Raw genomic sequence first — 14,839 nt, forward strand, 5'->3', positions numbered from 1 at the left:
ATACCTTGCGAATCAAAAAACGAACGCACGGCGCCGTGAACGGCCGCGGGTCCCGCTCAGGCGTGTTTGTCGAGGAACATGTCGTGGGAGCGCTCCCACTCGTAGTCGTCGTCCCAGTAGCGCTCGGCCAGCGGCTCCTCGGGCATCTCGCCGATTTCCTGCTTCTCGGCCCCGTAGGAGGGGCGCTCCTCGTCGACGTAGAAGCGGCCGGTGAGGACCTCGCCCTCGTACAGCGACTCCTCGGTCTCGCGCATCATCTCGGCGGCCTCGACGCGGTCCGTCTTGTCGAACTCGTAGTCGTCGGACTCGTTGACGTCGATGTACGGGACGTACTGGCGCGCGTCCTTGTTCCAGGTCGGACACTGGGTGAGGAAGTCGACGTGCGCGAACCCGTCGTGTTCGATCGCCTCGATGAGGATCTCCTTCGCCTGGTTCGGGTTGACCGCGGCCGTCCGGGCGACGTAGGAGGCGCCGGCGTTCAGCGACATCGAGAGCGGCTTGATCGGCTCCTTGGCGCTGCCCGAGGGCTGCGTCTTCGACTTGTGGCCCTTCGGGCTGGTCGGGGAGGTCTGCCCCTTCGTGAGCCCGAAGATCTCGTTGTTGAACACGATGTACGTCATGTCGTGGTTCTCCCGGGCCGTGTGGATGAAGTGGTTCCCGCCGATCCCGTAGCCGTCGCCGTCGCCGCCGGCGGCGATCACTTCGAGGTCGGGGTTCGCGAGCTTCGCGGCGCGGGCCACGGGCAGCGAGCGCCCGTGGATCGTGTGGAACCCGTACGTGTCGAGGTAGCTGTTCAGCTTGCCCGAACAGCCGATTCCGGTGCACAGCAGGGTCTCCTCGGGCGTGCGCCCGACCTCCGGCAGCGCCTGTTTCAGCGCCTTCAGGACGCTGAAGTCACCGCAGCCCGGACACCAGGTCGGCTGCGGCTCCACGCCGGGGGTGTACTCGTCGCGGTCGATCTCTCGCTCGTCGCCGATCGCTGAAAACGTGCTCATGGGTTAGTCACCTGCGGCTGGGACGAAGGTGGTCTGATGGCCGGACGCGTCGCCGTCGCCCTCGACGACCGCGGCCTCGAACCCGTCGACGATCTCCGCCGGCTCGAACGGGTTCCCGTTGTACTTCAGCAGGCTCGACAGCTTCTCACCGTACTGACCGAGGTTCTTCTGGACGAGCCCGCGGAACTGTCCGGACGCCGTCATCTCGACGACGAGGACCTCGTCGACGCTCTCGACGAACTCCCTGACCTGCTCGGTCGGGAACGGGAGCATGTCGGAGACGCCGTACGACTTCACCGAGATCCCGGCGTCGTTGAGGCGACCGACCGCCTCCTCGACGGTTCCCTGCTGGCTGCCGAACGTGAGGATGCCGTACTCGGCGTCCTCGGGGCCGGCGTACGAGCCGGTGTCCTCCTGGTCGAGGTCGTCGCGGATCGCCTCCAGCTTCTGGGTCCGCCGGTCGATCTGCGCGACGCGGTTGTCGGGCGACTCGGCGATGTGCCCGGTGGGGTCGTGCTCGTTGCCGGTCGCGAGGAAGCGACCGCCCTTCTGGCCGGGGATCGACCGCGGCGAGACGCCGTCCTCGACGTCGTGCTGGAACCGGTGGAACTTCCCGTCGGGCGAGTGCGGCTCCTCGGCGAGCGCGTCCTCCGAGAGCGTCTTCCCGAGCGTCGGGTTCGGCTCGCGGTCGAAGTGGCTCTTCGGGACGTTCTTCAGCTCGCCGCCGAGCTTCTGGTCGTACAGGAGGATCGACGGGATCTGGTACTCGTAGGCCAGCCGGAAGGCGAGCCGCGACTGCTCGTACGCCTCCTCGACGGTCCCCGGGGCCAGGACGACCCGCTGGGAGTCACCCTGCGAGGTGTAGAGGACGTGTTCGAGGTCGGACTGCTCCGGCTTCGTCGGCATCCCGGTCGAGGGACCGGCGCGCATGGCCTCGACGAGGACGACGGGCGTCTCCGTCATCTCCGCGAGCCCGAGCGGCTCCGACATCAGCGCGAACCCGCCGCCGGAGGAGCCGGACATGGCCTTCACGCCGGCGTGCGAGGCGCCGACCGCGAGCGCGGCCGCCGCGATCTCGTCTTCCACCTGCTCGGAGATCCCGCCGAGCTTCGGCAGGTTCTGCGTCATAATGGTGAACACCTCGGTCCACGGCGTCATCGGGTAGCCGGCGATGAACCGGCAGCCCTCGTCGATGGCGCCGTAGGAGATGGCGTCCGAGCCGGACATGAGGAGCTGCTCTTCGTCGTGTTCGCCCGTCGGTACCGACACGTCCGGGGCGTCGACGTCGTACTCCTCGCGGACCTGGTCGTACGCGATCTGGAGGATCTCGAGGTTCGGTTCGAGGATCTTCTCCGGCATCGCGTCGCGCATGAGGTCCTGGACGTGGTCGAGGTCCATCCCGGTCAGCGCGCAGGTCGCGCCGACGCCGGCGGTGTTCCGCATGACCTCACGCCCCTGGTCGCGGGCGAGCCCGCGGAGGTCGAGGGGGTACACGTGCCAGTCGTTCTCCTCGACGCGCTCGTCGAAGTTCGGGATATCCGAGGCGTCGAGTAGCCCCTCGTCGTAGACGATGACCCCGCCCTCGCGGAGCTCGTCGAGGTTCTCCGAGAGCGGCTTGATCTCCTCGTTGCCGTAGACGGCCTCCTCCTGCGGGTTGCGGGCGAACGAGTCGCCCAGCGCGAGCAGGAAGTTGTAGCCGTCGCCCCGGGATTCGACGGGGTCCGCCGACGCGCGGACCTCGGTGTAGGTGTGACCGCCGCGGATCCGCGACGGGTAGTGCCGATGCGTGAAGACGTTGAGCCCCGATCGCATCAAGGCCTTCGCGAAGTTCTGGCTGGTCGAAGCGATCCCGTCACCGGATCCCCCCGATATCCGCCAGATGAGTTCGTCGTCAGTCATAGTGGTATGTGAGCCCGAGTGGGCCTCGTGGCCCGACCTTGTGTTGGTTCCCTCTTAGGGCTTGCTATGGAATCCCAAGGGACAATCATGAAGGTCTATTAGGAGCGCTCAGGCCGTCCTCGCCCGCCCGCCGGACCCATCCGAACGCCTGCCTCCGGTTTCGTCGCTCCCGCCCCTTTCGCGTCCTTTTAGGCCGCCGCGCGCCGAGCGCTCCCATGCTCACCTTCATCGGACTCGGCCTCTACGACGAGCGCTCCGTCACCGTCGAGGGGCGCGAGGCGCTGCGCGAGGCCGACCGCGTCTTCGCGGAGTTCTACACCAGCCGCTTGGTCGGCGCCGACGTCGCCGACCTGGAGGCGTCCCACGACGTCGATATCGAGGTCCGCGACCGCGCCGGCGTGGAGCGGGACCCGGAGCCGATCCTGGAGGCCGCCGCGTCCGGTGACGCCGCCTTCCTCACGGCCGGCGACACGATGATCTCGACCACTCACACCGACCTCCGCCTCCGCGCCGAGGAGCGCGGGATCGAGACGCGAGTGGTCCACGGCGTGACGGCACAGTCCGCCGCGTCGAGCCTGACCGGGCTCCAGAACTACCGGTTCGGGAAGTCGACGACGCTGCCGTTCCCGTACGCGCACGGCGGCGACGACGTGCCCGCGAGCGTGGTCGAGACGATCGAGGCGAACCGGGAGCGGGGGCTCCACACCGTCGTCTACCTCGACATCAAGGTCGGGACGGGCCCGAGCGGCCCCGACCCGGACCACGAGGAGTACATGACCGCGGACGTCGCCGCCGGGTTACTCGCCGACAACTGGGGCGACGAGCTCGCGGTCGTCGTCGCGCGCGCGGGCTCCCCCGACGCCGTCGTCGCCGCCGACCGGCTGAGCGCGCTCGCCGAGCGCGAGTTCGGCGACCCGCTCCACCTGCTCGTGATCCCCGGTGACCTCCACCACGTCGAGGCGGACGCCCTCGTCGGCCTCGCCGGCGCTCCGGAGTCGCTCGCCGAGGAGTGAGTCCCCCGCGGTCGGCCCCGCGCCGGCCGGCCCCCGCGACCGCCTCCCGCCGACCGGACGTTTGATTATCGTGCCTCGCGTTACCACGATTCATGAACGACGTGCCCGTCGACCGGCTCATGTCGACCGACCTCACCACGATCGAACGCGGAGCCGCGGCGGCCGACGCGGCGAAGGAGATGCGCGAGACCGGCGTCGGATCCATCCTCGTCGTCGACCACGACGGGACGCTCGCCGGGCTGATCACCGCCACGGACTTCGTCGCGCTCGTCCGCGATAACGACCCGAAGGACCGGACGCCGGTCGAGGCGTTCATGACCACTGACGTCGTCACGGTGGGTCGCGAGGACACCGTCGCCGAGCTGGCGGAGCCGACCGCACACGGGTACACCCACCTCCCGGTGACCGACGCCGACGGCAAGCCGATCGGCGTCGTGTCGACGACGGACCTCACGGCGCACCTCTCGAAGGCGCGGTGACGGCCCGGCCGGACTTCGAGTCCGGATGCGCTTCGCGTCCGGACGCGCTCAGACCGATCGGGCCCGCGGCGCGCCCGCCCAGCGTTGTGCGTTCCGGAAGAGTAATGAGACATGGTAACACACGTCGGCGTATGGATCTCGACGACAGAACCCGCGTCGCGGACGTGATGTCGACGCCGCTGGAGACGATCGGAGCGAACGCGCCCATCCGTGACGCCGCCCGCCGGATGCACGACGGCGGCATCAGCGCGCTCGTCGTGACGACCGGCGGCGGCTGTATCGTCACGCAGAGCGACGTCGTCGGGGCGGTCGCCGACGGGCGCGACCCCGAGGCGACGGCGGTCCGCGACGTGATGACCGAGGACGTGGAGACGGTGACGCCCGACCTGATGATGCAGGAGGTCGCCGCGATGATGACGATGTACGGCGTGAAACACCTCCCGGTCGTCGACGACGACTACGTGGGCATGGTCTCGTCGACGGACATCGCCGAACACCTCTCCTAAGGCGGGGCCGGCGGCGGTCCGACGCCGATCGGACGACAACGATTTTCAAAACAGCAACAGCGGCAGGCCGGCCGCCACGCCGACCGCGATCAGCAGGAGGTTCCACAGGAACACCGGCCGCACCAGTTCGCGCGCGATGCTCGCCGCGAAGGCGGTCTTGATCAGGATGCTGGCGGCCGTGCCGGCGACCACGCCCGCGACTGCGGTCTCGACGCCGATCTGTCCGGTCCCGAGCAGCGAGACGGCCGTGGTGGTCGAGGTCCCCGACGACACCAGCCCGGCGAGGAAGGAGGTGGCGACGAACCCGCCCGCGCCGAACGTCTCCTCGGCGACCGCCGAGACGAGCAGCACGACGAGGAAGAGCGCGCCGAAGGTGAGCGCGTTGCCGAGGCTGAACGGGGAGGTGAGTTCCGCTTCCATGTTCGTCCGCCAGTCGCTTCGCCATACCGCGACGCCGATCCCCGCGAGCGTGATCGCGCCGAGGGGCACCCCGACGACGAGCGCCGCCTCCGGGACGAAGACGGCGACCACCGCGGCGTTGCGGAAGGCCATGGCGGCGTTCGCGAGGAGGATCGACCCCACCGCGATCTCGCGCAGGTCCGCCCGCCCCTTCGCGCGCTTCGCCATCTCGGCGACGACCGCGGTCGAGTTGACGAGCCCGCCGAAGAAGCCCGTCACCGCGTAGCCGCGCCCCTGGTACCGCTTCACCAGCACGTAGTTGACGAAGCCGATGGCGCTGACCGCGACCACGAGCGACCAGACGAGCCGCGGCTGGACAGCGTCCCACGGGTCGACGGTCTCCGCGGGGAGGAGCGGGAAGACGACGAACGCGAGGATGGTGAACTCCACCGCGCTGCGCACCTCCTCGCGGGAGAGGCCCCACGCGAACTCGTGGAGCTCCCGCTTCAACACGAGCAGCAGCGACGAGAGCACCGCCACGGTCACCGACTCGATGAAGAGCCCCTCCGCGACGAGGACGCCGACCCCGTACGCGACGAGCATCGACGCCGACGTCGTCAGCGAGAGGCCGTCGACGTCGGCCTCGACGAAGCTCCGGACCGCGAGCAACACCGCGCTGGCGATCACCAGTACGCCGCCGACGACGAGCAGCCCCGGCTCGTCGAGCAGCGAGAACACCGCGGCCGCGAGGCTGATCAGCGCGAACGTTCGGATCCCCGCGGACTTCTGTGACCACTCCCGCTCCAGCCCGAGGAACATGCCGAGCGCGGTCGCGAGCACCAGCTTGGCGACGTTCGTCTCCAGGTAGACGAACGGGTCGACCCCGCTTAGCACCGGTGATCACCCCGTCGCGGCCGCGCTCCCTGGCCGGAGCGCGGCGATCCGTCTCGCCTCTTCGCAGTCATGCTCGCTCGTACCCGTCCTCCACGTCTATAGCTTGCTATATAGTGCTATGTATTTCCGGGATTACACCGGGACGTAACCGCCCTCGGTCGCCCGCCGGTGCCGGCGACCGGATTCCGGCTTACCGGTTCGTCGGCTCGCGCGGGAGGTCGAGCGACTCCGTCAGGTCGTGTTCCTCGCCGGTGATGAGGTAGAGGACGTCCTCTAAGATGACCGCGAGCTCGGGCAGTTCGCGCACCGCCAGGAAGGTGATCGCGATGAGCGCCACGACCGCGAGCAGCTGGCTCATGATCCGATCGGAGATGAGGAAGGAGACGCGGTACGGGTCCGTCGCGCCGAACATCGTCAACACGAGGTCCGGGTACCAGTGCATGTACTGGTTGCCCGCCACAACCGAGATGAACGTCGTCCGGAGGATGTTCAGGACGTAGATGAGCGGGAGCGACACCGCGAGCGCGCGGAGCTTCCGGGAGAGCGGCGCCTCGACGGCGGCCACGAGGCCGCCGAAGATGGCCATGCTCCCGAGCCCCGTGCACGCAAGCACGATGTGGATGATGACCGTGTGGCCGTCGTCGAGCGTCCACGAGTAGGCGGCGTCGTACCCCTCGTTGCTCGTCACCGCCTCCGGCGCGTACCCGAGAAGGTCGATGAGGGCCCCGGTCTGCGAGGCGACGATCTCGATGAGGACTCGACGGGGCTCCGGGACAGCGATCCCGGCGAACGTGAACGCCGGAATCGTCTCGAACGGGAGGTAGATGAATAACATGAACGCGATGGCCCGGGTGAGGGTGAAAAGCGACGCCCGCCCGTCGTAGAGGAGGTACCCCGCGTACACGCTGGCGGGAAAGCCGACGAGCGCGAGGATCGACTCGACGTAGCTCTGGTGTTCGAACGCGAAGTACGGTACCGTCGACAGCCAGAACAGCCCGAACAGCGCCCACGTCGCGGCCGCGAGCGTCCGCCCCGCGGACAGCCCGCGGCTGTCGAGCAGCCACGCCGTCGCGAAGAGGATCGCGACGATCCACGCGAACGTGAACGTGTCGGGGATCACGCTCAACACCGCCGGCGCGCCGTGGCCGAGCATATCCGTCTCGTCGGTCGTCGTCGAATAAAGCCCTTGTCGTTGCGTGCGAGGGCGGCGTCAGAGCGGGGCATCGTCCGACGAATACGGGACCCTACTGCTCCTCGCTGTCGGCTCGCGGCGCGTCGCGCCGCTCGCTCAATACGAGGAGCTATCGCTCCTCGCTGTCGAGCACGCGGATCTGGTCGCCGCGGACGGTCACCGGAATCGGGACCGTCGCCTCGTACAGCTCGACGGTCACCTGGTCTTTCCCCTCGTCGATGCGCTGGACGCGCGCCTTCTCGCCCTTGAACGGGCCGGCGATCAGCTCGACGATGTCGCCCTCGCCGATCCCCTCCACGTCCGGGGTCGGCGAAAGGAAGTGCTCGACCTCCGAGAACGGGCTCTCGGCGGGCCCGTCGCCGCCCTGGATGACGCCGCGGGCGTGCGGGATCTCGTCGAGGATCCGCCCGAACGCGGTCCCGTCGGTCGCCTCGACCATCACGTAGCTCGTGAGCTGGTCGGGGGCGATGACGGCCTGGATCTCCGGCGCCTCCTTCTCGGCGATCATGTCGGCGACGGTGCGCTCCTGGCTCGCCGTCGTCTTGACCGAGTAGATCGGCATTACGCGCCGACCCCCGGGATCAGGCTCATGATCGCGAAGATCAGGAACCCGATGAACCCGATGAGCAGAATCCCGGCGCCGGCGATCTTCGACACCTGGAGGAACTCGTCGGTGCTCGGCGTGCTCGCCAGCTTCAGCACCCGAATGTAGCTGTTGAGGTCGTACGGAACGTCCATGTTACCGAACGGTTCGAGACGAGACGGTTTTTACCTTTTGATGCGACCCCGGCGGGCGGACTACTCCACGTAGTCGATGTCCTCGACGTCGGCGGAAGCGGCGCCGCCCTCCGGCGGTTCGCCGTTGCTCCCGTAGATCTGCGGCGACTCGACGCCGGTGACGACGATCATGGTTCGCATCTCCCCTTCGAGCTCGTCGTCGACGGAGGTCCCCCAGATGATCCGGGCGTCGGGGTCGATCCGGTCGTAGATCTCCTCGACGACGCCTTCCGCCTCCTCGATGGACATGTCGGTCCCGCCGGTGACGTTGACGAGCGCGGAGTTCGCGCCGGAGATGTCGACGTCGAGCAGCGGCGAGCGGAGCGCCGACTTCACGGAGTCTTGGGCCTTCGAGTCGGAGTCGGACTCCCCGAGGCCGATCATCGCGACGCCGCCCTTCTCCATGACCGTGCGAACGTCGGCGAAGTCGAGGTTGACCAGCCCGGGCATGGTGATGAGCTCCGTGATCCCCTTCACCGAGCGCATCAGCACCTCGTCGGACACCTTGAACGCCTGCCGCACGGGCAGCTTCCCGACCGCGTCGAGCAGGCGGTCGTTGGGAACGACGATGACCGTGTCGCTCACGTCGCGGAGGCGCTCCAAGCCGGCCTCCGCGTTCGTTCGACGGACCTCGCCCTCGGCCGTGAACGGCGTCGTGACGATGGCGATGGTCAGGGCCCCCGACTCGCGGGCGGCCTTCGCGACGACCGGCGCCGAGCCGGTCCCCGTGCCGCCGCCGAGCCCGGCGGTGACGAACACCATGTCGGAGCCGTCGATGGCGTCCTGGATCTCCTCTTGGGACTCGATGGCGGCCTCCTCGCCGACCTGCGGGAGGGAGCCGGCGCCGCGGCCCTGCGTCTTCTGCTGGCCCATGAGGATCTTCGTGTCGGCCTCGATGTTGACGAGGTGCTGGACGTCGGTGTTCGCCGCGACCAGCTTCGCCCCGTGGATCCCCTCCTCGGTCATGCGGTTGACCGTGTTGCCCCCGGCGCCCCCGCAGCCCACGACCGTGATGTTCGTCTGGAGGTCTTGGAGGACGTCCTGTAGCTCGTCGTCGGTCATCGTCCCGGTCTGCGGCGGCGCGCCGGCGCTCCCTCCGGCGGCGCTCTCGCCGGCTCCCCCGGCGTCCTCTGCGGGGGCCTCTTCGGCTTCGTCGATGGCGTCCTCTACGATGGAGTCCATTATGTGGTGTGGTTGCGACCCGGACGTATTTATTTTTGCCCGTTCGTCTGACGCGAGTCGGACGCCGAAATCACCGGCGTCCGCCGCCGACCGTCGAGAGTACGGGCGTCGCGCCCGCACCCGTGGAACGCGGCGTGATTTATAAATCAGTCGCGCGAGACGGCGTCGATCGGGAACCGGTCCGTCCGCGTCCGCGACACGTCCCCCGGCTCGACGGTCTCGCCGTCGACATCCACCGGCTCGCCGTCGGCCAGCCGCCCGAACGCCGGTCCCTCCGGGACGCCCCGATCGGCAGCCAGCGCCGGGTCGAACGCCGTCTCGCTGGCGACGACCGCGTTCCGGTCGGGCGCCACCTCGACCGCGTCGTACCCCGTCTCCAGCACCTCGACCAACCCCTCGACGAGGTCCGCATACCCCGGCGCCTCCGGGATCGCTGCGAACGCGACGCGACCGGCCGCGCGGGTCCCCCCCTGTTCCGTGTCGAACGCGACGGCGACGGACTCGACCGCCTCCCGCGCCGCGTCGGCGTCGAGCCCCTGCGCTCGCGCGAGCAGGTCCGCCGGGAGGTCGCGGACGCGGACCGCGTCGCCGACCGCCTCGGCGCCCACGTCGGCCGGGTCGGAGTCGCCGATCACGTCGCCGTCGAGCGCGACCGCGCCGAACCGCAGCCCCTCGTCGACGGGACCGATCTCGGCTTCCAGGTGCTCGACGAGCGGGAGCGGGGCATCGCCCACCTCGCGGACCCACGTCTCGCTCACGACTCGGTAGCCGAGCTCCTCGACGACCGCGGCGAGGTCGGGACGGTCGCCGTCGATCACGGCGCGCTCGGCGCGGCTCCGCTCGAAGGCGGCCTCGATCACGTCGCGGTTCGCGTCGGGCGCGCCGAGGTCGGCGAGCGCCCAGTCGGCGCCGACGTGGCCCACCGCCCACTCGGTCTCGCGGACGATCCGGGTGAACCGCGGCGCGTAGTGGCCGCCGCCGAAGCCGACGACGTGGCGGGGAGGAGCCTCGGAACCACCGGATAAGTCCGCGCCGGTCTCCCGCAGGTCGAGGACGGCCCGCGCGACCGCCCGGGCCGCCTCGGGGTCCTCCCACTGCGGCTCGTCCGAGCCCAGCTCGACGAACAGCGACGGGACTGCGACGTCCGTCGGGCCGTGGTGCGTGCACTCGATGCCGACCTCGTATCCGTCGGGCGCGTGGCGCGCGAGCGCTCCGACGACGCGCTTCTCGGCCCCGGGCGCGGCTCGCGCCAGCGACTCTGGATCGCCGCCGTACTCGGCGCCGCCGAAGTTCCCGGTGACGTGCGCCGTGAGGAGTTCGCCGGTCTCGCCCGAGTGCCGGGAGACGAACGCGAGGAACTCGGGGTCGCAGTCGAACGCGGCGGTTGGGTCGGACAGGCGGATGTGGAGGTCGTCGAACTCGCGGAGCTCGAACCCGTCCGTCCGGTAGTAGGTCCCGCCCCCGTCGGCGTCGGGGCGCGAGCCGTCCTCGCGAGTCTCCCAGTCACCGACCTCCAAGAGCCGCTCGCCGATGTGCGCCGAGGCGCTGTCGGCCCGGCTGACGACGATCGCTATCACGGCAGCCACTCGGCCGCGCGCCGCCGAATACCCGTCGGTTCCGGTCTCCGACGCCCCGCCGCGGGCGCCGATCCAGGCGTCCGCGCTACGGCAGCAGCAGGTAGACGAAGATGCCGTACCCGACGGTGAGGGCGGCGCCGTCGACGCGGGTGATCCGCTCGCGGTACGCCATCACCCCGACGATGGCGGCCGTGAACACGAGCAGCGCGGGGAACTCGAAGCTTCGGACGCCCGGCGCGACGCCGATGGGGGTCACCACGGCGACGATGCCGATGACCGCGAGGATGTTGTAGATGTTCGAGCCGACGACGTTGCCGACGCTGAACTCCGCCTCGCCGCGCACCGCGGCCACGACGCTCGCGGCCAGTTCGGGCAGCGACGTGCCCAGCGCCAGCACGGTGAGCCCGATGAAGATGTCCGAGAAGCCGGCGGCCGCCAGCAGCGACTCGCTGCCGTCGATCAGCCACCGCGAGCCGAGGACGAGCGCGGCGATCCCGGCGACGACGATCGCGGCGTCGCGAAGCTTCGCGTCGGGCATTTCGTCACGCTCGCTGTCGGTGATCGCCGACTGGTTCTCCTGGACGCGCCGCAGGACCGCGGCGGTGAACGCGACGAGCGCCGCGAGCAGCACGGCGCCGTCGAACAGGCCGATCCGGCCGTCCCAGCCGAGGCCGACGAGCAGCAGCGCGGCCAGCACCATGAACGGCACGTCCCGGCGGAAAACGGTGTCCGAGACGTCGAGCGGGCGGATCAGCGCGGAGACGCCCAACACGAGCCCGATGTTCGCGATGTTCGAGCCGACGATCGCGCCGAGCCCGATGTCGGTCGACACCGTGACGGCGCCGAGGAGTGAGACGAAGAGCTCCGGGGCGGTCGTCGCGAACGCCACGACGGTGACGCCGACGGTCGACGCCTTCAGCCCGACGGCGAGCGCGAGATCCCTCGCGCCCGCGACGAGCAGTTCGGCGCCGGCGTAGAGGAGGGCGACGCCGCCGGCGATCAACAGCAGTTCGACGAGGGGCGACCCGGGCAGCACGGCTCCCGGTTCGCAACGGCGTTTCAAAAGGGTCGTGATCCCCGGTCGCTCGGGGGACGGTCGTCACCGCTCGCCGCCGGCCCCGCCTCAGGCGTGGCCCGCCCGGAACTCGCCGTGTTTCACGCCGATCGCGAACGCGAGCGCCCCGAAGACGAGCATCGACGGGACGACCATCATCAGCGTCGTCTGGAGGGGCATCATGTTCGCGCCGATGAGCCCGCCGGCGCCGACCGCGACGATCAGTACGAGGATCGCTGCCGCGCGTGGAAGGTCGAACTCCATGGCCACGGTACGTCGCGAGCGATCCTAAACGTTCGGTCTCCGAAGTCGGCGTCCGGTGCGGGGAGACGGGGTGCGTTCGACCCGACCGCGCTCACACCTCGATGATCTCGTCGTCCTCGTCGTCGGGGACCCGGAGCTCGCCGTCGAGCGCCACGCTGGCCTCCCCGCCGACGTGGACGCCCTCCGCCTCGACGCGGACGCGAACGCGCCCCGGGCGGTCGACGAAGTGGCCCTGCTCGAACCGGAGCTCGTCCGGCTCGTCGCCCTCGAAGGCGTCGACGTGCCGGAGGTACCCCCCGACCGCCCCGCTCGCGGTGCCGGTAACGGGGTCCTCCGAGATACCGAGAGAGGGCACGAACGCCCGGCCGTGGAGCGTCGACTCCGCGTCGAGCGCGTCGAAGGTGAACGCGTACACGCCCGCGGCGTCGAACTCCTCGGAGAGGCGCTCGACCGCCTCGTCGTCCGGGTCGGCCTCGCCGAGCCGCTCCAAGAAGTTCACCGGGACGACGAGGAACGGCAGCCCGGTCGACGCGACCGCGACGGGGAGGTCCGCACCCACGTCGCGCAGCGCGGCGGGGTCGACGCCGAGCGCGGCCGCGACCCGGTCGAGGTCGACGTCGACGACATCGACGCTCGGCGCCTGCTGTCGCATCCAGACGGTGCCGTCGTCGTCGACCGAGACCGCGACGTCGCCGACGTTCGTTCGGACCGTGCGTTCGCCGCCGTCGACCGCCCCTTCGGCGAACAGGGCACCGTACGTCGCTATCGTGGCGTGCCCGCAGAGGTCGACCTCCGTGGTCGGCGAGAAGTAGCGGAGCCGGTCGTCGGCCGCGCCGTCCCCGGCCGAGTTATCGCCGTCACCGGCCGCGCCGTCGCCGCCGGTCAGGAACGCGGTCTCCGAGGCGCCCAGTTCGGCGGCGACCGCGGCCATCTGGTCGTCGCTCAGCCCCTCGGCGTCGGGGACGACGCCGGCGGCGTTCCCGGCCAGCGGCTCCGCGGCGAACGCGTCGACGAGCAGCGCGCGTCTGTGTTCCATGCCGGGCCCTCCGCGAGTCACGGACAAAAAGCCACCCGAGCCGGCCGGCGGCCAGAGCTTCGCGCGCTGCCGACCCGGCCGTCAGGCGTGGCCGCCCCCACGGCTCTCGGGGGCGTCGAACCGCCGTTTCGCGCCGCGTCCGATGTCAATCCTTTTGCCTTCGACCGCGGATGAGTGTGTATGGGTCTCTTCGACCGGCTGCGAGGGAGCGACACGCCGCGGGTGGCGTTCATCGGGATCGACGGCCTCTCGTACCGGCTCGTCGCCGACAACCCGGAGACGTTCCCGACGCTGTCGGCGATCGCGGACGACGGCGGAGGCGGACGGATCGACAGCATCGTGCCGGCGGAGTCGAGCGCCTGCTGGCCGAGCCTCACGACCGGAAAGAACCCCGGCGAGACGGGCGTGTACGGCTTCCAGGACCGCGAGGTCGGCTCCTACGATACGTACGTGCCGATGGGCCGGGACGTCCAGTCCCCCCGGGTGTGGGACCGCGCGACCGACGCGGGACTCGACGCGACCGTCATGAACGTCCCAGTCACGTTCCCGCCGCAGCGGACCGTCCAGCGGATGGTCTCCGGCTACCTCTCGCCCGACCTCGACGCGGCCGCGCATCCCGAGGAACTCCGGAAGAACCTCACTGAGAGCGACTACCGGCTGTCGGTCAACGCGAAGCTCGGCCACAAGGAAGACAAGACCGCGTTCTTCGAACACGCCCGCGAGACGCTCGACGCCCGGGCCGCGGCCTTCGAACGGTACGTCGAGCGCGACGACTGGGACCTCTTCGTCGGCGTCTTCACCGCCCCCGACCGGGTCAACCACTTCCTGTGGGGCGACTATCAGGACGGCGGGACGTACCGCGAGGAGCTGTTGTCCTTCCACGCCGCGCTCGACGACCACATCGGCACGGTCCGCGAGGCGCTCCCGGACGACGTCACGCTCGTCGTCGGTTCGACGCACGGGTTCCGGCGGCTGCGCTACGACGTGTACTGCAACGAGTGGCTCGAACGGGAGGGGTGGCTCTCCTACGAGGACGACGACCACGACGCGCTCGCCGACATCGACGACGACGCCCGCGCGTACTCCCTCGTCCCCGGCCGCTTCTACCTCAACGTCGAGGGGCGGGAGCCGAACGGCGTCGTCCCCGAAGCCGAGTACGAGGAGACGCGCGCGGAGCTGCGCGAGGCGCTGGAGTCGTGGACGGGTCCGGACGGGAATCCCGTCGCGGACCGCGTCGTCGACCGCGAGACCGTGTTCCGGGGCGACCACGCCGCCATCGCGCCCGACCTCGTCGTCCTTCCGAACGACGGGTTCGACCTCAAGTCCGGGTTCCGCCCGCACGACTCGGTGTTCGACCCCGACGGACCCCGGACCGGGATGCACGCCTTCGACGACGCCGCGCTGTTCGTCGACCACGCGGACGCGACGGTCGAGGACGCCGACCTCCTCGACGTCGCGCCCACCCTTCTCCGACTGCTCGACGTCGACTACGGCCGCACGGACTTCGACGGCGCCAGCCTGGTCTGAGCCCCCTCCGTCACCCTGCTTGAGCGACCGAATTGAAGTGGATCC

At 70.0% G+C, this 14,839-nt stretch carries 15 protein-coding genes; 4 read left to right on the top strand and 11 right to left on the bottom strand.

Annotation, left to right across the window (positions count from 1 at the left end):
- Window positions 1-56: 56 nt before the first annotated feature.
- Window positions 57-995 carry a thiamine pyrophosphate-dependent enzyme gene (locus C466_RS08670; RefSeq protein WP_004598352.1) on the bottom strand — a complete coding sequence of 313 codons (939 nt, stop codon included), beginning with the start codon at window positions 993-995 and terminating at the stop codon, window positions 57-59.
- A 3-nt stretch (window positions 996-998) separates the two neighbouring features.
- Window positions 999-2,894: a 2-oxoacid:acceptor oxidoreductase subunit alpha gene (locus tag C466_RS08675; protein WP_004598351.1), complete on the bottom strand. Its 1,896-nt coding sequence runs from the start codon at window positions 2,892-2,894 to the stop codon at window positions 999-1,001.
- A 215-nt stretch (window positions 2,895-3,109) separates the two neighbouring features.
- Between C466_RS08675 and dph5 the strand changes: the two genes are divergently transcribed.
- From dph5 to C466_RS08690, 3 genes are all read left to right on the top strand, one after another.
- Complete coding sequence (gene dph5, locus C466_RS08680; RefSeq protein WP_004598350.1) at window positions 3,110-3,907, top strand: diphthine synthase; 798 nt, start codon at window positions 3,110-3,112, stop codon at window positions 3,905-3,907.
- A gap of 92 nt (window positions 3,908-3,999) precedes the next feature.
- Window positions 4,000-4,386 carry a CBS domain-containing protein gene (locus C466_RS08685; protein WP_004598349.1) on the top strand — a complete coding sequence of 129 codons (387 nt, stop codon included), beginning with the start codon at window positions 4,000-4,002 and terminating at the stop codon, window positions 4,384-4,386.
- A 131-nt stretch (window positions 4,387-4,517) separates the two neighbouring features.
- On the top strand, window positions 4,518-4,892 hold the full coding sequence (locus C466_RS08690; protein WP_004598348.1) for a CBS domain-containing protein: 375 nt from the start codon (window positions 4,518-4,520) through the stop codon (window positions 4,890-4,892).
- 45 nt (window positions 4,893-4,937) lie between these two features.
- Here C466_RS08690 and C466_RS08695 read toward each other — a convergent pair whose 3' ends face one another.
- The 9 genes from C466_RS08695 to C466_RS08735 all read right to left on the bottom strand — a co-directional run bounded on the left by C466_RS08695 (window position 4,938) and on the right by C466_RS08735 (window position 13,267).
- A complete protein-coding gene (locus C466_RS08695; protein WP_004598347.1) occupies window positions 4,938-6,185 on the bottom strand; it encodes an MgtC/SapB family protein in 1,248 nt (415 codons plus the stop codon).
- Window positions 6,186-6,375: 190 nt separating this feature from the next.
- Entirely contained in the window at window positions 6,376-7,338 is a 963-nt protein-coding gene (gene artA / locus C466_RS08700) for an archaeosortase A (RefSeq protein WP_004598346.1), read from the bottom strand.
- A gap of 148 nt (window positions 7,339-7,486) precedes the next feature.
- Entirely contained in the window at window positions 7,487-7,939 is a 453-nt protein-coding gene (locus tag C466_RS08705; RefSeq protein ID WP_004598345.1) for a transcription elongation factor Spt5, read from the bottom strand.
- Window positions 7,939-8,115, bottom strand: coding sequence for a protein translocase SEC61 complex subunit gamma (locus C466_RS08710; RefSeq protein WP_004598344.1), 177 nt, complete (start codon window positions 8,113-8,115; stop codon window positions 7,939-7,941). The genes C466_RS08705 and C466_RS08710 overlap by 1 nt, the downstream gene beginning before the upstream one ends.
- Before the next feature lie 60 nt (window positions 8,116-8,175).
- Window positions 8,176-9,336, bottom strand: coding sequence for a cell division protein FtsZ (ftsZ, locus tag C466_RS08715; RefSeq protein ID WP_004598343.1), 1,161 nt, complete (start codon window positions 9,334-9,336; stop codon window positions 8,176-8,178).
- A gap of 146 nt (window positions 9,337-9,482) precedes the next feature.
- Entirely contained in the window at window positions 9,483-10,913 is a 1,431-nt protein-coding gene (locus C466_RS08720) for a D-aminoacyl-tRNA deacylase (RefSeq protein WP_004598342.1), read from the bottom strand.
- Between the two features lie 85 nt (window positions 10,914-10,998).
- Complete coding sequence (locus C466_RS08725; protein ID WP_004598341.1) at window positions 10,999-11,949, bottom strand: calcium/sodium antiporter; 951 nt, start codon at window positions 11,947-11,949, stop codon at window positions 10,999-11,001.
- An 87-nt stretch (window positions 11,950-12,036) separates the two neighbouring features.
- Window positions 12,037-12,231: a DUF7333 family protein gene (locus C466_RS08730; protein WP_004598340.1), complete on the bottom strand. Its 195-nt coding sequence runs from the start codon at window positions 12,229-12,231 to the stop codon at window positions 12,037-12,039.
- 91 nt (window positions 12,232-12,322) lie between these two features.
- On the bottom strand, window positions 12,323-13,267 hold the full coding sequence (locus C466_RS08735) for a PhzF family phenazine biosynthesis protein (RefSeq protein ID WP_004598339.1): 945 nt from the start codon (window positions 13,265-13,267) through the stop codon (window positions 12,323-12,325).
- Window positions 13,268-13,447: 180 nt separating this feature from the next.
- Here C466_RS08735 and C466_RS08740 point away from each other — a divergent pair, with 180 nt between their 5' ends.
- Entirely contained in the window at window positions 13,448-14,794 is a 1,347-nt protein-coding gene (locus tag C466_RS08740) for an alkaline phosphatase family protein (protein WP_004598338.1), read from the top strand.
- Window positions 14,795-14,839 lie beyond the last annotated feature (45 nt).

Origin of the sequence: Halorubrum distributum JCM 10118, assembly GCF_000337335.1 — an archaeon.
Lineage (GTDB): Archaea > Halobacteriota > Halobacteria > Halobacteriales > Haloferacaceae > Halorubrum > Halorubrum distributum.